This is a genomic window from Millisia brevis NBRC 105863, assembly GCF_001552615.1.
Lineage (GTDB): Bacteria > Actinomycetota > Actinomycetes > Mycobacteriales > Mycobacteriaceae > Millisia > Millisia brevis.
Genome location: NZ_BCRN01000011.1, coordinates 93262 through 119190, shown reverse-complemented (window position 1 = coordinate 119190; position 25929 = coordinate 93262). Strand labels below are relative to the sequence as shown.

Here is a 25929-nt window from a genome sequence, read left to right as displayed (position 1 = left end):
GTCGGGGCCATCGTCGTTCGGGGGCCACGTCGGTCGGGGGCGGGTCCGCCGGTCGCGATTTGGGCTGCCCGCGCCCGTTCCTCTACACTGGACCAGTTGCCGGGCACCCGCATGCCCGGACGTCGGCTTGTCCGAGGTCCGGATCGCATGACCGCCCGGGACGGACCGCGCGCATCGGGTCGGAAATTCGATGCGCACGTACATCCAGGTCAAGGAGACACGAGCAGTGATTCAGCAGGAATCGCGGCTGCGCGTTGCCGACAACACCGGTGCCAAGGAAATTCTGTGCATCCGTGTGCTCGGCGGCTCGTCGCGCCGTTATGCCGGGATCGGTGACGTCATCGTCGCCACCGTGAAGGACGCCATCCCGGGCGGAAACATCAAGAAGGGCGAGGTCGTCAAGGCCGTCGTCGTGCGTACCACCAAGGAGCGTCGTCGTCCGGACGGTTCCTACATCAAGTTCGACGAGAACGCCGCGGTGCTGATCAAGGCGGACAACGATCCGCGCGGCACCCGCATCTTCGGACCGGTCGGCCGTGAACTGCGCGACAAGCGCTTCATGAAGATCGTTTCGCTCGCCCCGGAGGTGTTGTGAGATGAAGGTCCACAAGGGCGACACCGTTCTGGTCGTCGCGGGCAAGGACAAGGGCGCCAAGGGCAAGGTCATCCAGGCCTACCCGAAGGACGACCGCGTGCTCGTCGAGGGCGTCAACCGCATCAAGAAGCACACCGCGCAGTCCGCGAACCAGCGGGGTGCCGAGCAGGGTGGCATCGTCACGCAGGAAGCCCCCATCCACGTATCGAACGTGATGGTTGTCGACTCGGACGGGAACCCGACCCGCGTCGGCTACCGCACCGATGAGGACGGCAAGCGCGTGCGTATCTCCCGTCGCAACGGGAAGGACATCTGATGACCACCACCGAAACCACCAGCATTCCTCGGCTCAAGACGCGCTACCGCGAGGAGATTCGCGACGCGCTCAACTCCGAGTTCAGCTACGACAACGTCATGCAGATCCCCGGCGTGGTCAAGGTCGTGGTCAACATGGGTGTCGGCGACGCCGCCCGTGACGCCAAGCTGATCAACGGCGCCGTCGAGGACCTGACCCTCATCACCGGCCAGAAGCCGGAGATCCGTCGCGCCCGCAAGTCGATCGCGCAGTTCAAGCTGCGTGAGGGCATGCCGATCGGCGCCCGGGTCACCCTGCGCGGCGACCGGATGTGGGAGTTCCTCGATCGGCTGCTGTCGATCGCGCTGCCCCGTATCCGCGACTTCCGCGGCCTGTCGCCGAAGCAGTTCGACGGCAACGGCAACTACACCTTCGGGTTGTCCGAGCAGTCGATGTTCCACGAGATCGACGTCGATTCGATCGACCGTCCTCGGGGCATGGACATCACCGTGGTGACCACTGCTACCAACAACGAGGAAGGCCGCGCGCTGCTGCGCCACCTCGGCTTCCCGTTCAAGGAGAACTGACGTGGCGAAGAAAGCTCTGATCAACAAGGCCAACAAGAAGCCGAAGTTCTCGGTGCGGGCCTACACCCGTTGCCAGAAGTGCGGCCGTCCGCACGCGGTCTACCGCAAGTTCGGCCTGTGCCGCGTGTGCCTGCGCGAGATGGCGCACAAGGGCGAGCTGCCCGGCGTGCACAAGAGTTCCTGGTGAGCTACCGGCTCTGAAGCAGGACAGCTCCGAACATCACGAAGCGGCCCGAACCTCCGAGGGGGTTCGGGCCGCTTTGTCGGTCCGGTCGGGTGATTCCGGTCAGCGCCAGAACAGCACCAGCCACCACCCGTAGGCGGACATCACCGGATTGATCCCGGACAGGCCGAAGAGCGAGTCGGTGACGACGTAGAAGCCGTCGCGCACGGGCGGGACGAAGAACAGCGCGGCGAGCAGCAGCAGGAAGCCGAACGGCGCCATCCGCTCCGCGGCGATCTGGGTCGCCGGCGAGAGCCACGGCTCGATGATGCCGAAGCCGTCCAGCCCGGGGATCGGCAGCAGGTTCAGCACCGTGGCGATGATCTGCAGGTTCGCGAGCGCCGACAGCGTCCACCAGAAGTTGCTCTCGAACGTCGTTCCCGCCAGGTCGCGAATGACGACCAGCAGGATGATCGCCAGGAGGATATTGGTCAGCGGCCCGGCCGCCGAGACCAGCGATCGCTGCCGGCGGGTCATCCGCCCCTTGTTGACGTAGACCGCGCCACCGGGCAGGCCGATTCCCCCCATCAGCACGATGACCAGGGGGAAGACGACGGACATCCCCGGATGCGCGTACTTGCGGGGATCGAGGGTCAGGTAGCCGCGGACCTCGACGCCGTGATCGCCGAACGCGTAGGCGGTGATCGCGTGGGCGAACTCGTGCAGGCACAGCGAGATCACCCAGCCGCCGACCAGCAGCAGGATCGCCCCGATGACCGACTCGACGTTACGGCCGGGTTCGGTGATGGTCAGCAGCCAACCGCCGAATGCCGTCACCGCCACCAGTCCGATGAAGACCGGGCCGGGCCGTACGGCGCGGACCGCCTCGTTGACGGTGCTCACGCAGAAACCCTGCGGCAACGGACGCCGCGGTGGATCATGGACATCTCTCGCACCTCCGTCTGGCGGTACGGCACGCGCCCCCGGCGCGGCCGAACCTGATCATGGTCCTGTCCGATCGCATGGTACGTCCGAAACCCTCCGAACCGATCGGTCGAACCGGGCGAACGGCGCATATCGGAAGAGCCGCAACGTGGAGTGCGACCCCATTCGACGTCGACTCGGAATCGTCGGGCGCGCGGGTTGTGGTCAGGCCGGCGCGGTTTCGGGGTCGATCAGCGTCCGCGCGACCCGCTCGGCGGTGCCGCGGGCATGGGCGGTGGTCGACAGGATGCCCAGCGCGAGGATCGCGAGGGCGAGAGCCGCGGTGAGCAGCCACATCGGATGCATCGACACCGCGAACTGCGGGCCGACGGCGGTCGCGGTGGCGATCCCGGTGATGCTGCCCGCCAGGGCCACACCGATGCTGACGCCGACCTGTCGACTCGTGGAGGCGACCGCCGACGCGGCGCCGGCGCGGGTGCGGGGCATCCCGCTGACCGCGGTGGTGGTGATCGGGGCGTTGACCACGCCGAACCCGATGCCGAACACCGTGAAGGTCGCCAACAGGAAGGCCACCGAGGTGCCGGCGTCGACGGTGACCAACATGATCGACGCGACGAAGAGCCCGAACCCGGCGACGATCAACGACGGGCGAGCGCCCCACCGGCCGACCGCCCGTCCCGACAACGGGGAGCAGATCAGCGTCGCGACGGCGATCGGGATCAGCATCGTGCCGGTCTCGATCGCGGTCAATCCGCGCACATCCTGCAGGTACAGCGACATCAGGAAGAGGAACGAGCCGAAGCAGGCGAAGGCGCAAACCGCGATCAGCGTGGCCGACGAGAACGGCACGCTGCGGAAGAACCGCAGGTCGATGAACGGGTCGGTCGCCCGGCGTTCGCGCAGCACGAATCCGACGGCGCCGACGACCGCCAACGTCGCCGCCAGCAGGGTCGTCGGCGACGTCCAGCCCAGTCCCGGCCCTTCGATCAACGCGAAGACCGCCGAGACCAGGGCGACGATCGCGAGGATCTGGCCCGGGATGTCGAGGGTGCGCAGGGTCGTCGAGCGCGACTCCGGGACGACCAGCGCCGTGAGGACCAGGGCCACCGCGCAGACCGGCAGGTTGATCCAGAACACCGCCCGCCAGCCGATCGAGTCGATCAGCAATCCGCCGACGATCGGCCCCAGCGCCATCGAGATACCGACGACCGCACCCCAGACCCCGACCGCCCGGGCCCGCTCGCGCGGGTCGGTGAAGACCTGCGTGATGATCGACAACGCCACCGGGTTGAGCATCGAGCCGCCGACCGCCTGGAAGGCGCGGGCGGCGATCAGGAAGCCGACCGACGGTGCGAGGCTGCACAACAGCGAGCCCACCGCGAAGATCGTCAGACCGATCCGGAAGACGCGCCGCCGGCCGTAGCGGTCCGCGGTTGCGCCGGAGATCATCAGCAGCCCGGCGAGCACCAACGTATAGGCGTCGATCACCCACTGCAGGTTGGACACCGAGCCGTTGAGTTCGGCGCGTATCGACGGCAGCGCGACATTGACGATCGTGGCGTCCATCGACACGATCAGCAGGCTCATACAACAGGTTCCGAGGATCAGCCATCGCCGGGATGCGGTATCGCTCGAGGTGCGGGCCATCGCTCGATTGTAGGAAGCTCCGACGTCGGGTCGAATCGCGGAAGCGGCGGCGACCCACCGTTCGGATCAGATTGATTCCACGGGACGATCCGTCCGGTCCATCGAGGTTGACCGGACATGACCTACAACATCGGCGTGGCACTGCCGGCGGGGGATCCCGACACCGCTTCCGGCAATACGGTGGACGACCTGGTTTCCCTGGCGGCGGATGCCCATCGAAGTGGGCTGAGGTCCGTGTGGTTCTCCCAGAGATTCGATACCGACGCGTTGTCCGTGGCCGCGGTGGTCGGACACGCGGTTCCCGATATCGCGATCGGCACCTCGGTGGTACCCATCTATCCCCGGCACCCGCTGGTGGTGGCCAACCAGGCCAATACCGCCCAGGCGGCCGCACACGGCCGGTTCACCCTCGGTCTGGGCCTGGGCGCCAAGGTGCTGCTCCAACCGACGTTCGGGACCGATGCCACCCGCCCCATTCGGCATCTGCGGGAGTACCTGACCGTCCTCGACCAGCTCTTCACCGACGGTACGGCCGATTTCCACGGCGAGACGGTCACCGCGGTGACCCCGCGTTCCACGCGGGTCGCCGGGGCCGCCCGGCCGGATATCCTTGTCGCGGCCCTGGGCCCGCAGGCCCTGCGGGTCACCGGTGCCCTCGCCGATGGGACGCTGCCCTTCCTCGCGGGACCGCGCACGCTGCGGGAGTTCATCGTGCCGACCATCTCCGAGGCGGCCGCGCGAGCGGGTCGTCGCCCGCCGCGGATCGTCGTGGCGGTCGCCGCGGTGGTCACCGACGAGCCGACCGCGGTCACCGCCCGGATCGCGGAGGCGGGCACCTTCTATACCCGGATTCCGTCCTACCGGGCGGTGCTGGCTCGAGAGGGGCTCGAGGGTCCGGAGCAGTTGGCGATCGTCGGCGACGAAGAGCACCTCGCGCGGGAACTGGAGCGATACCGGCAGGCCGGGGCGACCGAACTGGTGCTGACCGGCACCGCGGTCGACGGTCCCGACAACCGCGCCAGGACGTGGGCGGCCGCCGCGGCTCTGCAGGATGCCGCAGCGGGCTGATCCGCTGCTCGCTATCCGGTGGTCAGCGGGAGTTGTGCCTCGCGCCGCTCCCGCTGGCGAGCCGGGTCCGGGACCGGAACGGCGGCGACCAGCCGACGGGTGTACTCCTGCCGCGGATGTGCGAATACCTCCGCGGGGGTGCCGATCTCGACGATCCGGCCGGCCCGCAGCACGGCGACCCGATCGCAGACCCGCCCGACCACCGCCAGGTCGTGGCTGATGAAGACCGCGGAGAAGCCTCGTTCGGCCCGCAGCCGCGCGAACAGGTCGAGGATCGCCTCCTGGACCGAAACGTCCAGGGCGCTGGTCGGTTCGTCGGCGACGATCAGATCCGGGGCTGCTGCGAGCGCCCGGGCGAAGGCGACGCGTTGACGTTGTCCGCCGGACAGTTCGTGCGGTCGGCGATGAATCCAGGTGCGCGGCAGTTCGACCGCAGCGAGCAGATCGGCGACCCGGCGGCCGAGGTCGGCGCCTGCGGCGAGGCGGTGTACGACCAACGGTTCGGCGATGCTCTGCCCGATGGTGCGGCGCGGATCGAGCGAGGCGGCCGGATCCTGGTGGATCAGTCCGACCCGGCGGTGGAAGTCGCGCCGTTGCGCCCGCTTCGATCGGGCGGGGTCGATGCCGAAGACGTCGATCCGCCCGGCGGCCGCCGGCAGCAATCCCAGGACCGCGCGGCCGAGTGTGCTCTTGCCGGAACCGGATTCGCCGACCACACCGAGGACCTCGCCGGCATCGAGGTGGAGGGTGATGTCCTCGAGCGCTCGGTGCGCGGGGGCGCCGAGGCGGGCCGGGTAGTCGACGGCGACCGCCCGCAACTCGACGATCGGGGCACCCGCGGGATCGGCGGCGGCTGCCTCGTCGCGGGTTGGGATGTCCTCGATACTGGGGATCGCATCGAGCAGCACGCGGGTATAGGGATCGGTCGGAGCGGCGAACAGCCGCGCGACGTCCTGGTGTTCGACGACCCGGCCGCGGCGCATGACCACCACCCGATCGGCGAGATCGGCGACAACCCCGAGGTTGTGGGTGATCAACAGGATCGACGCGCCGGTCCGATCCCGCAGATCGCGCAGGAGCGCGAGGATCTCGGCCTGGACGGTCACATCGAGTGCCGTGGTCGGCTCGTCGGCGATCAACAGGTCGGGCTCGCCGGCCAGCGCCAGGGCGATCACTACCCGCTGTTTCTGCCCGCCCGACAGCTGGTGCGGATACCAGTCGATCCGCCGCGACGGGTGCGGGATGTCGACCGCCTCGAGCAGTTCGAGGGCGCGGGCGCGGGCCGCCGCTCGGCCGATCTGTCGGTGTGCGCGCAGGGCCTGGGCGAGCTGCCAGCCGATGGTCCGCACCGGATTGAGCGCCGTCTGCGGCTCCTGAAAGATCATCGACGCCGCCGTGCCGCGCAGCGCCCGCAGGTCCTTCTCGGCGGCTCCGATCGTCTGGGTCCCGGTGAGGAGCACCGATCCCGTCGCGTGGGCCGTCTCCGGAAGCAACCCGAGAATCGCACGCGCGGTGAGGGTCTTGCCCGAACCCGATTCGCCGACCAGGGCGACCACCTCACCGCGGGCGACCGACAGGGCGACCCCGTCCACCGCCGGGGTGCCGCCGAAGTCGATGGTCAGATCGGAGATGGTGACCACCGACGAGACCTCGGTCGCCGCCGAGTCCCGGCCGTCGGCGACGGATGATGCGGTGGTCTCGACGCCGGCGGTGCCGAGCGTATGTGTGGTCATGCGTCCTGGCCTTTCTTCGGTCCTGTCAGGAGCGGCGTGCGTGTCCGAGAGCTTGTGCGATCAACAGGAATCCGAGGACGAGGGCGGCCACGACGGACAGCGGCCCGATCGCGAAGAAGGGATTGATGTCGAGGTTCGGGATCGACTCGGAGATGATCGAGCCCAGCGACGGGTCCGGTGGACGCACCCCGATCCCGATGAAGCTCATGGCGCTTTCGATGAAGACCGCCATCGACAACGACAGCGCCACCTGCACGCTCACCGATTCGACCGCGTTGGGCAGGATATGGGTGCGCAGCGTCCACCAGCGTCCCGCGCCGATCACCGTAGCCGCCTCGACGTAGGGCTGTTCGCGGACCTTCAGGATCGAGGTGCGGATCAGGCGGCCGAAGATCGGTACCTCCGAGGCGATGATCACCACGATCACCGCCGTGCGGCCGGGGCCGATCACCGCCGCGAGGGCGATGCCGAGAATGAGCGCCGGGAAGGCGAGCAGGACGTCGAAGGTGCGCTGGGCGATCACGTCCGCGGCCGGGTGCAGCGAGGCGAGCAGGCCGACCAGCGAGCCGACGACCGCGCCGATCGGTACCGCGATGAAGGCGATTCCGAGGCTGGCCCGAATCCCGAAGAGCACCCGCGAGAACAGGTCCCGATTGACGTCGTCGGTGCCGAGCGGGTGCGCGGCGGACGGCCCGAGCAGGTTGGCGTCGCGGATCTGCTCGAGCGGGTCGTAGGAGGCGAGCAACGGCGCGGCGAGGCCGGCGAGGGCGACCGCACCGACCAGGATCAGCCCGGCCAACCCCTGCCCACGCAGGAGCGCCCGGCGCAGGGGGGCGGCGCGCCGTTCGACGGCCGGTTCGCCGGCCCCGGCCGGCAGGCAGATGTCGCTCTGCCCGGCCGGTGCGGCCGAGATCGGCTGCGCGGCCTCCGTGCTCACGACGTTCCTCCGATCCGGATGCGGGGATCGAGCCGGGCGTGGGCGATATCGCCGATCAACTGGATGATCACGAAGATGGCGACCGACAACAGCAACAGCACCTGCACCACCGGATAGTCGCGGCGGCTGATGCCCTGCTCGATCAGCTGGCCGATTCCCGGCCACGCGAAGATCGCCTCGACCAGCACCGCGCCGCCGAGCAATTGGCCGGTCTGGATGCCCAGGACCGTCAACATCGGAGGCAGCGCATTGCGCAGGGCGGTTCGGGTGACCAGTTCGAATCGACCGACCCCGAGGGCCCGTGCGGTCAGCACGTACGGCTGACGCATCTCGGTGCGCAGCGACTCGGTCAGGAAGCGGGTCAACGCGGCGGCGACCGGCAGACCGAGGCAGATCGTCGGCAACAGCAGGTATTGCACGGTGATGTCGGGGCGGGCGAGGAAGCCGTCCGGTGGCACACCGCCCGCCGGCAGGATCGGCACCACGATCGCGAAGAAGAGCACCAACAGCACGCCGGTGACGAAGGGCGGCAGCGCCACTCCGATCGTGTTGACCGCACCGACGACCGCCGACAGTCGGCGGCCCGGCCACGCGACGACCGCCACCGACAGCACCAGGGCGACCACCACCGCGAAGAACAGCGCGCTGACCGCCAGGGTCACCGTATTGGTCAGCCCGGCCGTCACCAGATCCGCGATCGACCCGCCGAGCAGGTACGACCGTCCGAGGTCGAAGGTCAGGACCCCGCCGATCCAGGACAGGTATTGATCGAGCAGCGGTGCGTCGAGGCCCAGTTCGGCCCTGATCGCCGCGATCGACTCCTCGGTCGCATCCGGCCCGGCGAGCGAGGTCGCCGGATCGCCGGGCACCAGCCGCAGGATCAGGAAGATCGCGATCGACGCGATCACCAGGACGGTGAGCGCGGAGGCGATGCGGGTGATCAGGTAGCGGGTCATGCGAGATAGGCCTCGGTGAGCAACCATTCGGAGCGCTTGGTCCAGCCGATATCGCGGACCTGCGTCGAGCTGGTCAGCTGGTTGAACACCACTCCGATCTCGATGAGGAAGACCGCGTCGAGCAGTTCGTCGCTCACGCGGCGGTACCGCTCGATCGCCTCGGCGGATCGGCCGTCGGCGACCTCCCAGGCGGCGGTGGCCGCCTCGAGGTAACTCGGGGAGGTGAAGCGCGACGAGTTGCGGGCGGCGTTGAACGGATAGGCGCTGACCGTCAGGGTCGACGGGGTGTACTGCGCCCAGGAGTGGAAGGTCACCCACAGGCCCGGGAACTGTTGCCCGATCAACTGTTTGACGAAGTTCGACGCTTCGACCGGGTCGAGCGTGACCTCGATGCCGGCATCGGCCAGGTCGGCCTGGATGATCTGAGCGGTCGCCTCGTAGTAGGGCACCCCGGCTTGGAAGGTCAGCGGCAGCGGGGCGCTGGGCGCGCCGACCTGCTCGACGAGCCCGCGGGCCCGTTCGACATCGAAACCGTAGGTCGAATTGCGCGATTCGTCGTATGCCGGAGACGATTTCGGCCAAGGCAGGTTGATCGGATAGCCGGCGCCGCGGAAGACCTCGGTGATGACCCGCTCCCGGTCGAGCGCGTAGGCGATAGCCTGACGCAGCCGCGGATCGGCCAGCGCGGGATTCTCGACATTGGCGCCGACGTAGATCTGCAATTCGGCGCCCTCGAGGTCGACATTCGAGAAACCGTCGGTGCCGCCGAGGGTTTCCGCGTCGCGGTAGGCGAGATTGGTAGTCGCCTGCACCTGGCCCGAGCGCAGGGCGTTCACGCGCGCCTGCGCGTCGGGGATGATCGACACGCGCACCGCGTCGAGGTAGGGGCGGTCGGCGATCCAGTAGTTGTCGTTGCGATCGAAGCTCAGCGACGAATTGGGCACCCGCTCGGTCAGCACGAACGGTCCGGTGCCGATATAGGCGTCGCCGGTGGCGAATCGGTCGAACGACTCCGAGTCGATGATCGGGACGGTGTCGAGCAGATCGAAGATATTGCCGAGCGGATGGGCGAAGGTCAGGACCAGTCGATGCGGATCGCTGGTGTCGTAGCCGGTGATCGCGGCCGCGGTGCTCTGCAACTGCGCCGTCCACCGCGGGTCCCCGTAGGTGCGCAGCGCGAACTCGGCGTCGGCGGAGGTGAACGGCCGCCCGCCGTGAAAGGTGACGTCGTCGCGCAGGTCGAGGGCGAGCGAGAGGCCGTCGTCCGCGAGTTGCCATGACGTCGCCAGATGCGGCTGCGGGTCGACGGACGAATCCGGCCCGGTGGGATACCGAATCAGGCTGTCGTAGACCAATCCGATCAGCGCGGTCGCGCCGGCGGTATTGGTCAGGATGTTCGCCGGGACGATGTCCAATTGCGCCGCGGTGTTGAGGGTGCCGCCGCGTACCGGTTCGCCGCCTGCGCCCGTCGCGGCGGACTGCTGCTCGCCGACCGCGGACGAGCAGGCGACCAGCGCCGGTGCGGCGCCGACGCCGAGGACGGCGAGCGCGACGAGTGAACCTCCGCGCAGGAAGCTGCGGCGGCCCAATGGGCCGGGCTGGTCGATACCCACGAAAGCGGTTTCCCTTCGATCCGGCGAACAGTGCTGTGCGCCGACGCCGGTCCACCGGGCTGGTCGGCGTCGGGATCGGGTACCGGAAACGCTACGATCACCGATATCCGAAAGCTGCTGGCTCGCATCGAATCAGATGTCGGTGCAGGATATTTCGGTTGAAATCAGGCCGATCGTTTATCTTCGGGATCAATACGACGCAGGGTGATCATGGCCACATGACATCCACGATCCCTGCTCCCACCGCGTTGAGCGTCACCAAACTAGGGGCCCGTATCGGCGCCGTGGTCGACGGCATCGAACTGTCCGGTTCGCTGGACGGGGAGATCGTCGAGGACCTCCGACGCGCCATCGCCGTGCACAAGGTGGTGGTCGTGCGCGGGCAGCATCATCTGACCGACGAGGAACAGTACAACTTCGTCTCGCTGCTCGGATCGCCCACGACGCCGCACCCGACGGTGCGCTCGCGCGGAACCACCGCCCTGCAGGTCGACTCGCGATACGGCAAGGCCAACAGCTGGCACAGCGATGTCACCTTCGTCGACCGGATACCCAAGATCACGACGCTGCGCGCCGTGGAGTTGCCGCCCTACGGTGGGTCGACCACCTTCGCCTCGACGGTCGCCGCCTACGAGTCGCTGCCCGAGTCGCTGCGTGTGCTCGCGGACAACCTCTGGGCCCTGCACAGCAACGCCTACGACTACGCCGCCGAGTTCGCCGAGAAGGCCGCGAACGACAAGGTCGCCGACTACCGCAAGGAGTTCGAGTCGACCCTCTACGAGACCGAACACCCGGTGGTTCGGATCCACCCGGAAACCGGCGAGCGGGCGCTGCTGTTGGGACACTTCGTCAAGAAGATCCTCGGCGTCTCCACCAAGGAATCGCAGGCGCTGTTCAACCTCTTCCAGGACCGGATCACCCGGCTGGAGAACACGGTTCGCTGGAACTGGTCGCTCGGCGATATCGTGCTGTGGGACAACCGCGCCACCCAGCACTACGCGATCGACGACTACGACGACCAGGACCGCAAGCTCAGCCGCGTCACGCTGGCCGGCGATATCCCGGTGAGCGTCACCGGCGAGCGCAGCCGGGTGATCACCGGCGATGCCGCCGAGTACTCGGTGATCGACGAACCGGTTCGCCTGGCCGGGTGATGGCCGCCCCCAACGACTCCCACCCCGAGTCGGGTGGGTCGAACGGATCGCGCGGCTACGACGGATTCGAGGGGGTGGTGGGCCGCACGGCCGCGGACTCGGTACCGCACTGGGCCGAGCCGCGGTCGGCGCCGCCCCGAGCGCCGAATATCGTGGTCGTCCTGATCGACGATATGGGCTTCAGCGATACCGGTCCGTACGGCTCCGAGATCGAAACCCCGACCTTGAACCGGTTGTCCGACAACGGCTACCGGTTCACCAACTACCACACCGCACCACTGTGTTCGCCCTCGCGAGCGGCCCTGTTGACCGGGGTGAACCCGCACCGCGCCGGCTACGGCTACGTCGCGAACGCCGACCCCGGCTTTCCGGGCCTGCGGCTCGAACTCGCCGACGATGTGCTGTCCCTGCCCGAGGCGCTGCGCGCGAACGGTTACGCCACCTTCGCCGTCGGCAAATGGCATCTGGTCCGCGACGCGAATCTGCGGCCCGGAGCATCGAAGGACTCCTGGCCGCTCGCCCGCGGTTTCGACCGGTACTACGGGTCGCTGGAGGGACTCAACTCGTTCTTCCACCCCAATCAGCTCACCCGTGACAACGCTGCCGTCGACATCGACGAATACCCGCCCGGCTACTACCTGACCGACGATCTGACCGACAACGCCGTGCGATATCTGACCGATCTGCGCGCGCACGAAGCGGACAAGCCGTTCTTCCTCTACTTCGCGCACGTCGCGATGCACGGCCCGCTCCAGGTGCCGGCCGACATTCTCGAGCGTCACCGGGGCCGGTACGACGACGGATGGGACAGTGTGCGCGGCAAACGCTTTGCCGCTCAACTCGCCTCCGGGCTCTTTCCGCCCGGCACGATCGCCGCGCCGCGCCACCACGAGGCCGGCTACGACGTCCCGCCCTGGGACGACCTCGACGCCGAGACCCGCGACCGGTTCGCCCGGTACATGGAGGTCTACGCCGCGATGGTCGAGACGGTCGACTCGAGCATCGGGCGCATCCTGGAGACGATCGACCGGCTCGGTGAACTCGACAATACGATCGTCGTGTTCACCTCCGACAACGGCGGCACCGCGGAGGGTGGGCCGGTCGGAACGCGCAGCTACTTCTCCCAGTTCGCGCACGTCGACGACCCCGACTGGGTGCGCGATGTACCGCATCCGGTCGAGGACATCGGCAGCGAACGGGTCGGCGTGCACTATCCGCGCGGCTGGGGGCAGGTATCGAATACACCGTTCCGGTACTACAAGGGGCAGACCTTCGCCGGTGGGGTGCGGGTGCCGCTGCTGGTCTCGTGGCCGGCGGGCCTACCCCGCGACGTCGGCGACGACGGTCTGCGCACCGAGTACTCCTACGTCACCGACCTGGCGCCGACCCTGCTGGATCTGGCCGGACTGGAGTTCCCCTCGCACCGCCACGGGCGGCCGGCGCTGGATCGGGATGGGGTGAGCTTCGAGCCGGTCCTGCGTGATGCCCGGATCGCCTCGCCGCATCCGGAGCAGTATTCGGAGATGTCCGGGCACCGCGGGTTCTACCGCGACGGCTGGAAGCTGCTGTCGCTGCACGAGGACGGCGCAGATGTCGACGATCCCCGCTGGCAACTGTTCGACGTGCGCACCGACCCGACCGAGCTCAACGATCTGTCCGAGGCATGTCCGGAGAAGGTCACCGAGCTGGCGACGGCGTGGGACGAGGCCGCCTGGCACAACACGGTTTTCCCGCTGCTCACCCGCGGCGACCTCGAACGGCGCCGGCCGTCGGAGGCCCGGCTGTCACAGAATGTGCGCATCCTGCCGGATACCCCGGTCCTCGAGCGCTACCGGTCGTCGCGTCTGGTCACCCACCGGGACGTCGACATCATCGTCGAACTCGCCGGCCATGTCGCCGGGGATGAGGGAGTTCTGCTGGCCCACGGCGATATTCAGGGCGGCTACCTGCTGTACATCGAGGACGGGAGGCTGATCGCGGGCGTCAATTCCTATGGGATCTACCGGGAGTCGCAGCCCGTCGAGGTACCGGTGGGGGCGCGCACGATCACGGTGGCCATCCGGGTGCTCCCGCATCTGCGGTGGTCGGTGCGCCTGTCGATCGACTCGGTGGCGGTCTCCTCGGTCGAGGACGTCGTGCAATTGGTCGGGATGGCACCGTGGACCGGAATCTCGGTCGGCCGCGATGCCCGCGGCCCGGTGTCGAGCGACCTGCGGGAGCGGCGCGGGATCTTCGTCTACTCCGGGGATCTGATCGCCGTCGAGTATCGGCCCGGGCCGGTGCGGGTACCGCAGGAGATCGTCGACCTGCTGGAGACGGAGGCCGAACGGATCGCCGACTGAACCGCTCCCGCGGCTCCGGTGGGGCCGGTCGGCGGGTGGCCCGCAGTTCGGTACCGGCGGTGGGGCGTCAGCGTCCGAGGAACCCGCCGCCGGTGCCGGCCTCCGACCCGCCGCCGGTACCGCCGATCCATCCGCCGGGTGGCAGTTCCGACGGCTGCACGATCACGAATCCCTGCCCGGAGAACGACAAGGTGTGTCGCTCGCCGGTGCTGCGGCCCATCAGGGTTCCCAGCCCGAACGAGTCGTTGTTGCGGGAGCCGACCTTCAGGCTCGACGACCACGCCACCGCGGCCTGCGGGTCGGCGTAGGTCGGTGCGTCGACCGTCAGGACGACCGGGGTCCCGTCGGTGGTGATCGCGATGCGCCCGCGGCCGGTGAAAATGCAGTTGAACAGGCCCGCGTTGCTCGATATCGCCGCGCCCTTCACCCGACCGATCGTGTAGCTCAGGCTCGCGTCGAAGGCCAGGACGTTCGCGCCGTTGATCGTCAACCCGTCGCGGCCGTCGAGGTCGATCAGGTGCACATCCGAGGCGGCGTCGGCGAGGAATAGATCGCCGCGTCCCGACACCTTCATCAGCGGAACACCCTCGCCGGACAGGCGCTGCTTGATCACCGCGCCGATGCCGCCGGCGCCGAGGGCCTTGAACGACATATCGCCCTGGTAGGCGACCATCGATCCGGCGCGCGCCATGACCTCGCCGTTCAGGCCGACCCGCACCATCTTGCTGCCCTGCTTGTGAATGCCCTGCCCGGTGACCTCGGCGTGGGCGGGCGAGAACAGGTCGCTCTGCATCGGAGTCGCTCCTGAAGGTTGGGCCGCGGGTCGAGGAGCGGCAGGAGGGGGCGCCGGTTGCGGCGGTGGATAGTTCGTCGGCCGCGAGGCGGGTCCGGGCGCCGGCGGTACGGGCGGTGGGAACGCGGGCGGTGGGGGAGTGGGGGTCGGCGGGACATCGGGTTCCGCGTCGATGTCGACGCCGTACTCGGTGGCGATACCCGCCAGGCCCGAGTCGTAGCCCTGGCCGATCGCCCGCACCTTCCACGCTGCGCCGCGGCGATAGATCTCCACGCACACCACCGCGGCCTCGGAGGTCAGCCCGGTCGCGGTGAAGGTCAGCCGGTCGCCGGCGTCGACGACCGCGGTCAACGGACCGGTGCCGGCAAAGGTGCGCGGCCCGGAGCCGTCCAGGCTGGCGGTCACCACGATCGACGCCACGTCGGCGGGCACCGAGCCGGTGTCGATCCGCACGACATCGCCGCGCCCCCGCCCGTGGTGATACGACACCCCGGCGCCCACCGGATTGTTGAAGAAGACGAAGTCGGCGTCCGATCGCACCGCGCCGCCCGAGCCGAGCAGCAACGCCGAGACATCCACCGGCGAGGCGCAGGTGACGGTCACCGTGACCGCCGCGGCGGTCAGCGGCCGGTTCTCGCCGGGCGAGAGGGCAGCGGTCACACCTCCAGTGTGGCACGCCCTCTCGGGTCGATCGCCGGCCTCGAACGAGCCGGCCGATGCGGCCGGTCGGGTGCGCTCGACCGCGGTGACCAGGGGCGATTTGGCGAAGGCCGAGGCCATTGCCTACACTGGTCGGGTTGCTCGGGATCCGCATGCCCATTTGTGGGTGAAACGCGGCCCGCTCACACATCGTATTCGGCCCCCGGGCCGAGACACTCTGCGCGTTCGCAAGGGGCTGTTTCGCCCTGCGGGAACCGCCGAGGTACTACCCCTGACCGACAAGTGTCGGTCAGGCCACACGTCTACTTCGCAGTAGGCCCACCACGACCACGTGACAGGCCCACACTTCGGTGCGGGAACCGGTGCGGGAGTGCTGTATGGGAACCGCCGCGGGAAGGGTTGGACGGACACTGTCATGACCATGACCGATCCGATCGCAGACTTCTTGACTCGTCTGCGCAACGCCAATTCGGCTTACCACGACGAGGTCGTGCTGCCGCATTCCAAGCTCAAGGCGAACATCGCCGAGATCCTCAAGAGCGAGGGCTACATCACCGACTACCGCGTCGAGGACGCGCGGGTCGGCAAGAGCCTCATCGTCGATCTCAAGTACGGACCCAGCCGGGAGCGCAGCCTCTCCGGTCTGCGTCGGGTGTCCAAGCCCGGCCTGCGGGTCTACGCCAAGGCCAACAACTTGCCGAAGGTCCTGGGTGGGCTCGGCGTGGCGATCATCTCCACGTCGACCGGTCTGCTCACCGACCGTCAGGCGACCAAGCAGGGTGTAGGCGGGGAAGTCCTCGCCTACGTCTGGTAGAGGAGGAGCACCCATGTCACGCATCGGCAAGCTCCCGATCACCGTTCCGGCGGGCGTCGACGTCACGATCGACGGCCAGGATGTCACCGTCAAGGGGCCGAAGGGCACCCTCGAGCTGACCATCGCCACGCCGATCACGATCGGCCGCAACGACGAGGGAGCCCTCGTGGTCTCCCGGCCGAACGACGAGCGCGCCAGCCGCTCGCTGCACGGCCTGTCGCGCAGCCTCGTGCAGAACATGATCACCGGCGTAACCACCGGTTACACCCAGAAGATGGAAATCCACGGCGTGGGTTACCGCGTCCAGCTGAAGGGCTCCGATCTGGAGTTCGCGCTGGGCTACAGCCACGCGGTGCCGGTCACGGCGCCCGAGGGCATCACCTTCGCCGTCGAGACGCCCACCCGTTTCTCGGTGTCGGGCATCGACAAGCAGAAGGTCGGCCAGATCTCGGCGAACATCCACCGTCTGCGTCGCCCCGACCCCTACAAGGGCAAGGGCATTCGCTACGAGGGTGAGCAGGTCCGCCGCAAGGTCGGAAAGACGGGCAAGTGATGAGCGAGAACACAACTGTCAAGCGCACCCCGGTCGGCACCGACGTCTCGACGGCGCGTCGCCGCTCGAAGATCCGTCGGCACGCCCGCCTGCGCAAGAAGGTGTCCGGCACCGCATCGCGGCCCCGGTTGGTGGTCAACCGCTCGTCGCGGCACCTGCACGTGCAACTGATCGACGACCTGGCCGGTCACACCCTGGCCTCCGCGTCCTCGATCGAGGACGACGTGCGGTCGGTCGAGGGCGACAAGAAGGCGCGCGGCGCCAAGGTCGGTGCCCTGATCGCCGAGCGTGCGAAGGCCATCGGCATCGACGCGGTCGTCTTCGACCGGGGCGGCCACACCTACGGCGGACGGATCGCGGCCCTGGCCGACGCCGCCCGCGAGGGTGGGTTGCGATTCTGATGATGATCACCAGTACGTACACGAAGGAAAGGGCGGCCTGATGCCGGGACGTGCAAGGCGTGACGGCGGAAGCGGACCCGCCGGATCCAATAATCAGGGCGGAGGCGACAACCGCGACCAGCGTGGTGGCGGTCGTGGCGACCGCCGGGACAACCGCGGTGGTGGCGGCGAGAAGAGCAACCACATCGAGCGGGTTGTCACCATCAACCGCGTATCGAAGGTCGTCAAGGGCGGCCGCCGGTTCAGCTTCACCGCTCTGGTGATCGTCGGAGACGGCGCCGGCCTGGTCGGTGTCGGCTACGGCAAGGCCAAGGAAGTTCCCGCGGCCATCCAGAAGGGTGTCGAGGAGGCCCGGAAGAACTTCTTCCGCGTGCCGCTGATCGGCAGCACCATCACCCACCCGGTGCAGGGCGAGGCGGCGGCGGGCGTGGTCCTGCTGCGTCCGGCCAGCCCCGGTACCGGTGTGATCGCCGGTGGCGCGGTGCGCGCGGTGCTCGAATGTGCCGGCGTCCACGACATCCTGGCCAAGTCGCTCGGTAGCGACAACGCGATCAACGTCGTTCACGCGACCGTGGCTGCCCTCAAGGGGCTGCAGCGTCCCGAAGAGGTCGCCGCCCGTCGTGGGTTGCCGATCGAAGAGGTTGCGCCGGCCGGTATGTTGCGCGCTCGCGCGGGACAGGGGGCCTGACGATGGCTCAGCTCAAGGTCACCCAGGTGCGCGGCACCGTCGGTGTCAAGCAGAACCAGCGCGACTCCCTGCGGACCCTCGGTCTCAAGGGCATTCGCAAGTCGGTCGTCCGTGACGACAACCCGCAGAACCGCGGGTTGATCAACGCGGTGCGCCACCTTGTCGAGGTCGAGGAGGTACAAGGATCATGACCCCGATCAAGCTGCACCACCTTCGTCCCGTCGAGGGATCGAAGACCGCCAAGACCCGCGTCGGACGCGGTGAAGGCTCCAAGGGCAAGACCGCCGGTCGCGGTACCAAGGGCACGGGCGCGCGCAAGAATGTGCCGGTCGGCTTCGAGGGTGGGCAGATGCCCATCCACATGCGGCTGCCCAAGTTGAAGGGGTTCAAGAACCGCTTCCGCACCGAGTACCAGGTGGTCAACGTCGGCGATCTGGCCCGGCTGTTCCCGGAAGGTGGCACGGTCGGCGTCGACGACCTGGTCGCCAAGGGTGCCGTTCGCAAGAACGAGCTGGTCAAGGTGCTCGGCGAGGGCGAGCTGACGGTTGCCGTTCAGGTGACCGCCAACAAGTTCTCCGGTAGCGCCAAGGACAAGATCGCCGCCGCCGGCGGTTCCGTGACCGTGGTCGCGGCCGGCGAGGCCTGAGAAGCGTCACCCGTCGACGTTTCGTCGGCACCGTCACCCGTCGCTGGTCGACGGTGACACCGGCGAGCACGACACCAACGAGGCCCGGCCGAATCCATGTGTATTCGGCCGGGCCTCACCGGTTGGTAGCCCCGACCACTTGGTTCCCGACGTCCCCGGCCATCCGGCGGGGGTTCGTGGGGTACCGCCCCTCCGATAGCCGACCGACGGCTGCGAACTGTTATCGTCTTTTGGTCGCGGGACTCCTCGCGCCCACTGTGGCGTGACCGGTGTTTTCGCAACCGACAACAGGCATCCCGGCCCCGACGGCCGAACGATGTCACCCGGGGAACACATCACCCGGGCGACTCGGCGCCACCGAGGTGGCCCCCGAACCAGATGAGCTCCACCAGGAGGTTGAGTGCTTTCCGCCTTCGTGTCGGCCATCAGGACGCCAGACCTGAGGCGGAAGATTCTCTTCACGCTCGGTCTGGTCGCGCTGTACCGATTCGGCGCCAATCTGCCCTCGCCCGGAGTCGACTTCGGCGCGGTGCAGTCCTGTATCGCCCTGATCTCCGGCGGTGACAACGCGGGGATCTACTCGCTGATCAACCTGTTCTCCGGCGGCGCGCTGTTGCAGCTGTCGGTCTTCGCGATCGGCATCATGCCCTACATCACCGCCAGCATCATCGTGCAGTTGCTGCGCGTGGTGATCCCCCGCTTCGAGGAACTGCAGAAGGAAGGCCAGTCCGGCCAGGCCAAGCTGACGCAGTACACCCGCTACATCTCGATCGCCCTGGCGATCCTGCAGGCGACCGCCCTGGTCGCGATGGCCTCCCAGGGCCAGCTCCTGCAGGGATGCCAGGAGAACATCATCGCCGACGACTCGATCTTCAGCCTGATCGTGCTGGTGCTGGTGATGACCGCCGGCGCGGCTCTGGTCATGTGGATGGGCGAGCTGATCACCGAGCGCGGTGTCGGCAACGGCATGTCGCTGCTGATCTTCGCGGGCATCGCCTCGCGGATCCCGGCCGAGGGCCAGTCGATCCTCGACTCGAGCGGCGGCGTCGTGTTCGCCATGGTCTGCGTCGCGGCACTGCTGATCATCATCGCGGTCGTCTTCGTCGAGCAGGGCCAGCGCCGTATCCCGGTGCAGTACGCCCGTCGCATGGTCGGTCGCAGGATGTACGGCGGCTCGTCGACCTATCTGCCCCTCAAGGTCAACCAGGCCGGCGTCATCCCGGTGATCTTCGCGTCCTCGCTGCTGTATCTGCCGTATCTGGCTGCCCAGCTCAGCGGCGCGTTGACGACCGCCGACCCCAGTTGGTGGCAACGGTTCCTCACCGAATACCTGATCAACCCGTCGAACCCGGTCTACATCGTCGTGTACTTCGGTCTGATCGTCTTCTTCACCTACTTCTTCGTGGCGATCACCTTCAATCCGGATGATCGCGCGGACGAAATGAAGAAGCACGGCGGATTCATTCCGGGATACCGTCCCGGACGGGATACGGCCGACTATCTGCACTACGTACTGAGTCGAATCACCCTGCCGGGCTCGATCTACCTCGGTACCGTTGCGGTACTGCCGAATTTGTTCCTCGACATGGGCACCACCGGAGCGGGTATGAATCTGCCGTTCGGTGGTACCGCGGTGCTGATCATGGTCAGCGTCGGTCTGGACACGGTCAAGCAGATCGAAAGTCAGCTGATGCAGCGCAACTACGAAGGGTTCCTCAAGTGAAACTTGTTCTCCTCGGTCCCCCCGGAGCCGGCAAGGGCACCCAGGCAGCTGTGCTGTCGGAAAAGCTCGGAGTTCCGCATATCTCCACCGGTGATCTGTTCCGGTTCAATATTTCGGAGGGCACCGAACTCGGTGTCGAAGCGAAGAAGTATTTGGACGCGGGCGACCTGGTGCCGAGCGAGCTGACCGTCAACATGGTCCGCTCCCGGCTCGCGGAGTCGGATGCCGCCAATGGATTCATCCTCGACGGGTTCCCCCGTTCGGTGGTCCAGGGTGACGCGCTCGAGGAGATCCTGGGCGAGAGCGGTTCGACCCTCAATGCCGTGCTGTCGTTCGAGGTCGATGAGGACGAGGTCGTCGCGCGTATGCTCGCGCGCGGTCGCGCCGACGACACCGAGGACGTCATCCGCAACCGCCTCGCGGTGTACCACGCCGAGACCAAACCGCTGCTCGACTACTACGGTTCGCGGGATCTGCTGATCTCGATCACCGCCAGCGGCACCGTCGAGGAGATCACCGGTCGGGCCCTCGAAGCCCTCGGCGCCTCGGCTACCTAGATCAACCGACCGCCCTCGCGGGCGGTGAACGGCCGGCTGTACCGGCCATGAAGGACCTCAGTGGGATTCACTCGACGTCGTAAAGCGGTTCCGTGGCGGACCGCCGACGAGTTGGACGCGATGGAAGCGGCCGGACGGGTCGTCGGCGCAGCGCTGATAGCGGTGCGCGCGGCGGCCCTTCCGGGCGTCAGCACTCTCGACCTGGACCGGGTCGCCGAAGAGGTGATCCGGTCCGCCGGTGCGGTTCCGTCGTTCAAGGGCTACCACGGCTTCCCGGGGAGCATCTGTTCCTCGGTCAACGACCGTGTGGTCCACGGCATCCCCAACGCGCAGGACGTCCTGGTCGACGGTGATCTGGTGTCGATCGACTGCGGGGCGATCCTCGACGGGTGGCACGGCGACTCCGCGTGGACCTTCGGGGTGGGCACCGTCGGCGACGACGACCGCGACCTCAGCGAGGCGACCCGGCTGTCGATGGAGGCGGGCATCGCGGCGATGATCCCCGGCAATCGGCTCACCGATGTCTCGCACGCGATCGAACTCGGCACCGAAGCGGCCGAGCGGCTGCACGGCCGCACCTACGGGATCGTCGCCGGATACGGCGGTCACGGAATCGGGCGGCAGATGCACATGGATCCGTTCCTGCCCAATGAGGGCAAGCCGGGTCGCGGCCCGGAGCTGGTGGTCGGCTCGACCCTCGCGATCGAGCCGATGCTGACTCTCGGGACCACCGATACGGCGATCCTCGAGGACGACTGGACGGTGGTGACCACCGACGGTTCCCGGTCGGCGCATTGGGAGCACACCGTGGCGGTCACCGCGGATGGTCCGCGCATCCTCACGCCCCGCCCGAACTGAGCAATACCCACAACGTCCCCATCACCCGATCCGGTGGTGGGGACGTTGTCGTTGCGGGGGGTTGTCGTTGTGGGGCCGGGGGCTACCTGCTCGGCGAGCCCGGGGCGGGTGCCTCGGTATGGGAGAGGAACCTGTCGATCACCGGGGCCAGTTGTGGCGCCTTGACCAGCAGGTCGAGATGGCCGCCGGAGAAGATGTGCAGCGTCGAATGCGGCAACAGGGTGTGCAGGATGCGGGCGTTGGCCAGCGGGATGATCGGATCGTCGTCGCCGAAGAGCAGCAGACTGGGCTGCCGGATCAGCGGCAGCCACGGCACGCTGGTCCAGCCCGCGCCGGCGAGCAACTGCAGCAGATAGCCGCGCGACGTTCCGGGATGCGAATCGTGCCCGAGGATCTCCGCCGCCCGCTCCGGCGCTCCGCGCAGCGACCCACCGTAGAGCCGGTCGGCGATCGAGGCGGCGTACGCCGGGTCGCGGTAGCGCCGCGGGGTGAGCATCCGCGACAACGCGCCGATCCGCCCCGGCACCGAGATCATGCCGGTACCCGTGGCGGCGAGGATCAACCGCCGACACCGCCGCGGATTCTGGGCCGCAAACTGCTGGGCGAGCGCGCCACCCCAGGAGAAGCCGAGCACGTCGACCCGGTCGTAGCCGAGGTCGGTCAGGAGCAGGCCGAGCGTATGCGCCAGCCCCGAGAAGCGGTACATATACGGCGGCGTCGACGACGACCCGGTACCGGGTGCGTCGAACCGGATGATCTCGAGGTCCTTCGGCAGGGCCTCGACCAGCGGATCGAGCACCTCGATGTTCGCGCCGATCCCATTGCACAGCACCAGCGGTGGGCGCGCGCCCGTACCGGGTCTGACGTGCACCCGGAACTCCACCCCGTAGAGGTGGACCCGGCGGAAGTAGCCGATGGTGCCGTCGTCGTCGATCACGGTCGGTGCGCCTTCCTCCCCGGGTACCGCCGACAGCCCGCCGCGGCGTGCCCGATCGCGGTCAGTTGTCGAAGACATAGGATCCGGGCGCCGCTTCGAGAATGGGATGGTCGTCGTCGCCCTCGGTGGTCGGCGCGTTGATGGTGCCGCCGTTGCGGTCGGCCAGCCAGGCGGCGTAGTCGACCCACCAGGAGCCCTTCCGGGTCTCCGCCAGTTCCAACCAGTCCTGCGGGTCGGTCGGGGTCGACTCCGCGACCCGGAAGGTCGCCTTGGTGTTGCTGGGCGGGTTGACCAGGCAGGCGACGTGCCCGCTGCGGGACAGCACGAAACGCGTCTTGCCGCCGAGCATCGCCGTCGACCGGTAGCAGCTCTCCCAGGGGCAGATGTGGTCGGACACCCCGGCGACGATGTAGCTGTCGACGGTGATCGTCGACAGGTCCACCGGCGACCCGAGCATCCGGGCGGCGCCGGGCCGGGCGAGCTTGTTCTCGACGAACATGTGGATGAAGTCGCGGTGCAGTCCGGCGGTCATCCGGGTGGTATCCGCGTTCCAGAACAGGATGTCGAACGCCGGGGCCGGTCGGCCCTGCAGGTAGTTGTTGACCCAGTAGTTCCAGATCAGGTCGTTCGGCCGGAGCCAGGCGAAGACCTCGGCGAGCGCGCTGCCGTCGAGGTAGCCGCGCTCCTGCGAGGCGCGCACCGCGTCGGCCGCGCCCTCCTTGTCGGCGAGGGCATTGAGGGTGCCACCGCCGCTCTGGTCGAGGACGGCGACCGCCAGCGAGAAGGTCGCCACTTTCTCCTGCTTGCCGAGGGCCGCCAGATGTGAGGCGTACATCGCCGACAGCGCGCCACCGGAACACAGGCTCAGCAGATGCGCACTCGGCGCACCGCTGATCGACAGGGTCGCGTCGATCGCGGCGCCGACCGCCTCCCCGTAGACGTCGAAGCCCCACTCCCGATGCCGCACATCCGGATTGCGCCACGACATGACGAAGACCTGCTGGCCCATCGAGACCAGGTACTCGACGAGGCTGCGGCCCGGGGAGAGCTCGACCAGGTAGTACTTGTTGATCACCGGCGGCACGATCAGCAGCGGGGTCACCCCGACGGTGGGGGTGACCGGGCTGTATTGCAGCAGTTCGAATTGCGGGGTCCGCAGCACCACCGAACCGGGGGCGGCGGCGATGTTCTGCCCGACCCGGAACGACGAGGTATCGACCATCGTCGGTACCCGCGGCGCCGACGAGACATCGGAGACGAGGTTGCGCAGTCCACGTACGGCGCTGGCACCGCCGGTGTCCAGCAAGGCCTTCCAGAACAGTGGATTGACCGGGGCGATATTGCTGGGAGAGGCGGCGTCGGCGATCAGATCGACCGCGAAACGCGCCCGCTCGGCATCGCGCGGCTCCAACTCCAACTCGTCGACGAGGCTGCGAGCGCTCTCGGCCGAAATCAAGTAGGCCTGCATCAGCTTCTTGAACAACGGATTTCCCGACCAGCCGGGGTCGGTGAAGCGACGGTCGCCGGCGCCGGGGCCGATCGAGGACTTGCCGGTGACGATGCGGGCGTATTCGCTCGCCAGCCCGGTGACCCGCCGGCCGAGCAGCTCCGGCCGATTTGCGAGCGAGACGACGGTATGGCCGGCGGTTCGACCGGGGATCAGGCGTCGCCAGACACCGCCCTTGGCGGCGCGGGTCAGCAGCATCTCGACGGGCGCGGCGACGTCGGCGACGTCCTTGTCGATGGAGGAGGACATCGGTCAGCGGCCCCGTCCGGGAGCGACGATATTGCGGCGCACGATCTTTCCGGTGGGCCCCTTGGGTAGCTCCTCGGTGAACCAGACGACGCGCGGATACTTGTAGGCGGCGACCCGCTCCTTGACGTAGTCGCGGATGTCCTCGGGCGCGGCGGTCGAGCCGGGCACGGGAACGATGGCTGCGGCGATCTCCTCGCCGAGTTCCGGATGGGCGACACCGATCACCGCGGCCTCCTGGACGTCGGGGTGGGAGTACAGTACCTCTTCGATCTCGCGCGGATATACGTTATAGCCGCCGCGAATGATCAACGCCTTCTTGCGATCGACGATGAAGAAGTAGCCGTCCTGGTCCCGGATGCCGATATCGCCGGTCAGGAACCACCCGTCCGCGGAGAGCACCTCGGCGGTGGCCTCGGGCCGGCCCAGATAGCCCTTCATGATGTTGTGGCCGCGGATCGCGATCTCGCCGGGCTGCCCGTCCGGCACCTGTGCGCCGTCCGGGTCGACGATGCGCATCTCGACCCCCTCCAACGGGATGCCGATCGAACCGATCTTGCGCACCCCGTCCGGCGGGTTGAACGAGGCGGTCGGGGAGGTCTCCGACAGGCCGTAGCCCTCGATGATCGTGCAGTCGAACCGCTTCTCGAAGCCGCGCAACACCTCGACCGGCATCGCCGCGCCACCGGAGACACATAGTCGCAGGCTGGGCATCGTCACCTCGGGGCGCTCCCGCCCGGCGGCGAGCATCGCCGAGTACATCGTCGGCACGCCGAGGAAGACGGTGACCGCATCCCGTTCGACGACGTCGAGGGCCGCGGCGCCGTCGAAGCGGCTGATCAGCGTCAGACACGCGCCCGCGAAGATGGTGCTGTTCATCGAGTTGGTCTGCCCGAAGGTGTGGAACAGCGGCAGACAGCCCATGACGACATCCGCCGGGCTCAGTTTCAGCCAGTCCTGCGAGAAGATGTCCGCGTTGCGGCGCAGGTTGGCGTGGGTCAGCTCGGCGCCCTTGGGGGTGCCGGTGGTCCCGGAGGTGTAAAGCACCACGGCGGTGTCGGTGTCGTCGCGGTCGACCGGTTCGAGCGGCAGCTGCAGGCGTAGACGCCTCGTGAAGCTGTCCGGTTCGACGGTGATCAGAGTGGTGCCGGTGTCCGCGGCTCCGGCGGACGGATCGCCGGGCGCGGCATGCCAGGCGAGCAGGATGCCGGCCTCCGAGTCGCCGAGGTAGTGCGCGACCTCCGCCTCCTTGAGCAGCGGATTGATCGGCACGACCACGCCGCCGGCGAGCAGGATGCCGTAGTAGCAGATCGGAAACTCGGGGACGTTCGGCAGCATCACCCCGACACGGTCGCCCGGCTCGACCCCGGCGGTGTGCAGCAGGGCGGCCAGCCGGCGGGCGGAGTCGGCGAGCTGGGCGTAGCTGACCACGCGATCATCGAGACGGAGGGCGTCGGCGTCGGGATCCGCCGAGGCGGAGGCGAGGAGGCGCTCGGCCAGGTTGGACATGG

At 68.2% G+C, this 25929-nt stretch carries 26 protein-coding genes; 16 read left to right on the top strand and 10 right to left on the bottom strand.

The features are described from left to right. Positions 1-226: 226 nt before the first annotated feature. The 4 genes from rplN to MB1_RS16150 are packed head-to-tail and all read left to right on the top strand — an operon-like array spanning position 227 to position 1664. Positions 227-595, top strand: coding sequence for a 50S ribosomal protein L14 (gene rplN, locus MB1_RS16165; RefSeq protein ID WP_066909422.1), 369 nt, complete (start codon positions 227-229; stop codon positions 593-595). 1 nt (position 596) lies between these two features. Then, complete coding sequence (gene rplX / locus MB1_RS16160) at positions 597-911, top strand: 50S ribosomal protein L24 (protein ID WP_066909419.1); 315 nt, start codon at positions 597-599, stop codon at positions 909-911. Then, positions 911-1477 (top strand): 50S ribosomal protein L5, encoded by a 567-nt coding sequence (rplE, locus tag MB1_RS16155; protein WP_066909416.1) that lies wholly within the window; start codon positions 911-913, stop codon positions 1475-1477. Before rplX ends, rplE begins: the two co-directional genes overlap by 1 nt. 1 nt (position 1478) lies before the next feature. Then, positions 1479-1664, top strand: coding sequence for a type Z 30S ribosomal protein S14 (locus tag MB1_RS16150; protein ID WP_066909413.1), 186 nt, complete (start codon positions 1479-1481; stop codon positions 1662-1664). 99 nt (positions 1665-1763) lie between these two features. Here MB1_RS16150 and MB1_RS16145 read toward each other — a convergent pair whose 3' ends face one another. Both MB1_RS16145 and MB1_RS16140 read right to left on the bottom strand, forming a co-directional pair. Continuing rightward, the gene (locus tag MB1_RS16145) at positions 1764-2543 is read right to left on the bottom strand and encodes a site-2 protease family protein (protein WP_066909410.1); all 780 of its coding nucleotides are present in this window, start codon (positions 2541-2543) and stop codon (positions 1764-1766) included. Positions 2544-2789: 246 nt separating this feature from the next. Continuing rightward, positions 2790-4232, bottom strand: a complete 1443-nt coding sequence (locus MB1_RS16140; RefSeq protein ID WP_066909407.1) for an MFS transporter — start codon at positions 4230-4232, stop codon at positions 2790-2792. 117 nt (positions 4233-4349) lie between these two features. Between MB1_RS16140 and MB1_RS16135 the strand changes: the two genes are divergently transcribed. Beyond that, a complete protein-coding gene (locus MB1_RS16135) occupies positions 4350-5300 on the top strand; it encodes a TIGR03564 family F420-dependent LLM class oxidoreductase (protein WP_066909405.1) in 951 nt (316 codons plus the stop codon). 11 nt (positions 5301-5311) lie between these two features. Here the strand turns inward: MB1_RS16135 and MB1_RS16130 are convergent, their stop codons facing one another. From MB1_RS16130 to MB1_RS16115, 4 genes are read right to left on the bottom strand one after another with little or no spacing between them, the layout of a single operon-like run. Continuing rightward, the gene (locus MB1_RS16130; RefSeq protein WP_084351945.1) at positions 5312-7033 is read right to left on the bottom strand and encodes a dipeptide ABC transporter ATP-binding protein; all 1722 of its coding nucleotides are present in this window, start codon (positions 7031-7033) and stop codon (positions 5312-5314) included. A gap of 25 nt (positions 7034-7058) precedes the next feature. Then, positions 7059-7970 (bottom strand): ABC transporter permease, encoded by a 912-nt coding sequence (locus MB1_RS16125; RefSeq protein WP_084351943.1) that lies wholly within the window; start codon positions 7968-7970, stop codon positions 7059-7061. Continuing rightward, positions 7967-8926 (bottom strand): ABC transporter permease, encoded by a 960-nt coding sequence (locus MB1_RS16120; protein WP_066909402.1) that lies wholly within the window; start codon positions 8924-8926, stop codon positions 7967-7969. Before MB1_RS16120 ends, MB1_RS16125 begins: the two co-directional genes overlap by 4 nt. Beyond that, complete coding sequence (locus MB1_RS16115) at positions 8923-10539, bottom strand: ABC transporter substrate-binding protein (protein ID WP_084351941.1); 1617 nt, start codon at positions 10537-10539, stop codon at positions 8923-8925. Before MB1_RS16115 ends, MB1_RS16120 begins: the two co-directional genes overlap by 4 nt. A gap of 218 nt (positions 10540-10757) precedes the next feature. Between MB1_RS16115 and MB1_RS16110 the strand changes: the two genes are divergently transcribed. Next, positions 10758-11693, top strand: a complete 936-nt coding sequence (locus MB1_RS16110) for a TauD/TfdA dioxygenase family protein (RefSeq protein ID WP_066909399.1) — start codon at positions 10758-10760, stop codon at positions 11691-11693. Then, on the top strand, positions 11693-14035 hold the full coding sequence (locus MB1_RS16105; RefSeq protein WP_066909396.1) for an arylsulfatase: 2343 nt from the start codon (positions 11693-11695) through the stop codon (positions 14033-14035). The genes MB1_RS16110 and MB1_RS16105 overlap by 1 nt, the downstream gene beginning before the upstream one ends. Before the next feature lie 67 nt (positions 14036-14102). On the opposite strand, the gene MB1_RS16100 is transcribed toward MB1_RS16105, so the two are convergent. Continuing rightward, positions 14103-15488 carry an AIM24 family protein gene (locus MB1_RS16100; RefSeq protein WP_066909570.1) on the bottom strand — a complete coding sequence of 462 codons (1386 nt, stop codon included), beginning with the start codon at positions 15486-15488 and terminating at the stop codon, positions 14103-14105. Between the two features lie 415 nt (positions 15489-15903). Here MB1_RS16100 and rpsH point away from each other — a divergent pair, with 415 nt between their 5' ends. From rpsH to map, 9 genes are all read left to right on the top strand, one after another. Further along, positions 15904-16302 carry a 30S ribosomal protein S8 gene (gene rpsH, locus MB1_RS16095; RefSeq protein WP_066909393.1) on the top strand — a complete coding sequence of 133 codons (399 nt, stop codon included), beginning with the start codon at positions 15904-15906 and terminating at the stop codon, positions 16300-16302. A 13-nt stretch (positions 16303-16315) separates the two neighbouring features. Then, the gene (gene rplF, locus MB1_RS16090) at positions 16316-16855 is read left to right on the top strand and encodes a 50S ribosomal protein L6 (RefSeq protein WP_066909390.1); all 540 of its coding nucleotides are present in this window, start codon (positions 16316-16318) and stop codon (positions 16853-16855) included. Next, complete coding sequence (gene rplR, locus MB1_RS16085) at positions 16855-17256, top strand: 50S ribosomal protein L18 (protein ID WP_066909387.1); 402 nt, start codon at positions 16855-16857, stop codon at positions 17254-17256. The genes rplF and rplR overlap by 1 nt, the downstream gene beginning before the upstream one ends. A 40-nt stretch (positions 17257-17296) precedes the next feature. Further along, entirely contained in the window at positions 17297-17944 is a 648-nt protein-coding gene (rpsE, locus tag MB1_RS16080; RefSeq protein WP_066909384.1) for a 30S ribosomal protein S5, read from the top strand. Between the two features lie 2 nt (positions 17945-17946). Next, entirely contained in the window at positions 17947-18135 is a 189-nt protein-coding gene (gene rpmD, locus MB1_RS16075; protein ID WP_066909381.1) for a 50S ribosomal protein L30, read from the top strand. Then, on the top strand, positions 18132-18590 hold the full coding sequence (gene rplO / locus MB1_RS16070) for a 50S ribosomal protein L15 (RefSeq protein WP_066909378.1): 459 nt from the start codon (positions 18132-18134) through the stop codon (positions 18588-18590). The genes rpmD and rplO overlap by 4 nt, the downstream gene beginning before the upstream one ends. 400 nt (positions 18591-18990) lie before the next feature. Beyond that, positions 18991-20313, top strand: coding sequence for a preprotein translocase subunit SecY (gene secY, locus MB1_RS16065; protein ID WP_066909375.1), 1323 nt, complete (start codon positions 18991-18993; stop codon positions 20311-20313). Further along, positions 20310-20870: an adenylate kinase gene (locus MB1_RS16060; protein ID WP_066909372.1), complete on the top strand. Its 561-nt coding sequence runs from the start codon at positions 20310-20312 to the stop codon at positions 20868-20870. Before secY ends, MB1_RS16060 begins: the two co-directional genes overlap by 4 nt. Before the next feature lie 60 nt (positions 20871-20930). Next, positions 20931-21728 carry a type I methionyl aminopeptidase gene (map, locus tag MB1_RS16055; RefSeq protein ID WP_066909369.1) on the top strand — a complete coding sequence of 266 codons (798 nt, stop codon included), beginning with the start codon at positions 20931-20933 and terminating at the stop codon, positions 21726-21728. Positions 21729-21810: 82 nt separating this feature from the next. Here the strand turns inward: map and phaZ are convergent, their stop codons facing one another. The 3 genes from phaZ to MB1_RS16040 are packed head-to-tail and all read right to left on the bottom strand — an operon-like array spanning position 21811 to position 25927. Continuing rightward, a complete protein-coding gene (gene phaZ, locus MB1_RS16050) occupies positions 21811-22743 on the bottom strand; it encodes a poly(3-hydroxyalkanoate) depolymerase (protein ID WP_084351937.1) in 933 nt (310 codons plus the stop codon). After that, entirely contained in the window at positions 22727-24421 is a 1695-nt protein-coding gene (locus MB1_RS16045) for a PHA/PHB synthase family protein (protein WP_066909363.1), read from the bottom strand. Before MB1_RS16045 ends, phaZ begins: the two co-directional genes overlap by 17 nt. A gap of 3 nt (positions 24422-24424) precedes the next feature. After that, positions 24425-25927 carry a long-chain-fatty-acid--CoA ligase gene (locus tag MB1_RS16040; protein WP_066909360.1) on the bottom strand — a complete coding sequence of 501 codons (1503 nt, stop codon included), beginning with the start codon at positions 25925-25927 and terminating at the stop codon, positions 24425-24427. Positions 25928-25929 lie beyond the last annotated feature (2 nt).

Bases quoted from the DNA above. Each gene is read 5' to 3' on its own strand.
- rplX (WP_066909419.1), top strand. From the start codon at position 597: ATGAAGGTCCACAAGGGCGACACCGTTCTGGTCGTCGCGGGCAAGGAC.
- phaZ (WP_084351937.1), bottom strand. From the start codon at position 22,743: ATGTCTTCGACAACTGACCGCGATCGGGCACGCCGCGGCGGGCTGTCG.
- MB1_RS16140 (WP_066909407.1), bottom strand. From the start codon at position 4,232: ATGGCCCGCACCTCGAGCGATACCGCATCCCGGCGATGGCTGATCCTC.
- MB1_RS16130 (WP_084351945.1), bottom strand. From the start codon at position 7,033: ATGACCACACATACGCTCGGCACCGCCGGCGTCGAGACCACCGCATCA.
- rplE (WP_066909416.1), top strand. From the start codon at position 911: ATGACCACCACCGAAACCACCAGCATTCCTCGGCTCAAGACGCGCTAC.
- rpsH (WP_066909393.1), top strand. From the start codon at position 15,904: ATGACCATGACCGATCCGATCGCAGACTTCTTGACTCGTCTGCGCAAC.
- rpsE (WP_066909384.1), top strand. From the start codon at position 17,297: ATGCCGGGACGTGCAAGGCGTGACGGCGGAAGCGGACCCGCCGGATCC.
- rplR (WP_066909387.1), top strand. From the start codon at position 16,855: ATGAGCGAGAACACAACTGTCAAGCGCACCCCGGTCGGCACCGACGTC.
- MB1_RS16045 (WP_066909363.1), bottom strand. From the start codon at position 24,421: ATGTCCTCCTCCATCGACAAGGACGTCGCCGACGTCGCCGCGCCCGTC.
- MB1_RS16110 (WP_066909399.1), top strand. From the start codon at position 10,758: ATGACATCCACGATCCCTGCTCCCACCGCGTTGAGCGTCACCAAACTA.
- rplO (WP_066909378.1), top strand. From the start codon at position 18,132: ATGACCCCGATCAAGCTGCACCACCTTCGTCCCGTCGAGGGATCGAAG.
- MB1_RS16120 (WP_066909402.1), bottom strand. From the start codon at position 8,926: ATGACCCGCTACCTGATCACCCGCATCGCCTCCGCGCTCACCGTCCTG.
- rpmD (WP_066909381.1), top strand. From the start codon at position 17,947: ATGGCTCAGCTCAAGGTCACCCAGGTGCGCGGCACCGTCGGTGTCAAG.
- MB1_RS16135 (WP_066909405.1), top strand. From the start codon at position 4,350: ATGACCTACAACATCGGCGTGGCACTGCCGGCGGGGGATCCCGACACC.
- rplF (WP_066909390.1), top strand. From the start codon at position 16,316: ATGTCACGCATCGGCAAGCTCCCGATCACCGTTCCGGCGGGCGTCGAC.
- MB1_RS16040 (WP_066909360.1), bottom strand. From the start codon at position 25,927: ATGTCCAACCTGGCCGAGCGCCTCCTCGCCTCCGCCTCGGCGGATCCC.
- MB1_RS16105 (WP_066909396.1), top strand. From the start codon at position 11,693: ATGGCCGCCCCCAACGACTCCCACCCCGAGTCGGGTGGGTCGAACGGA.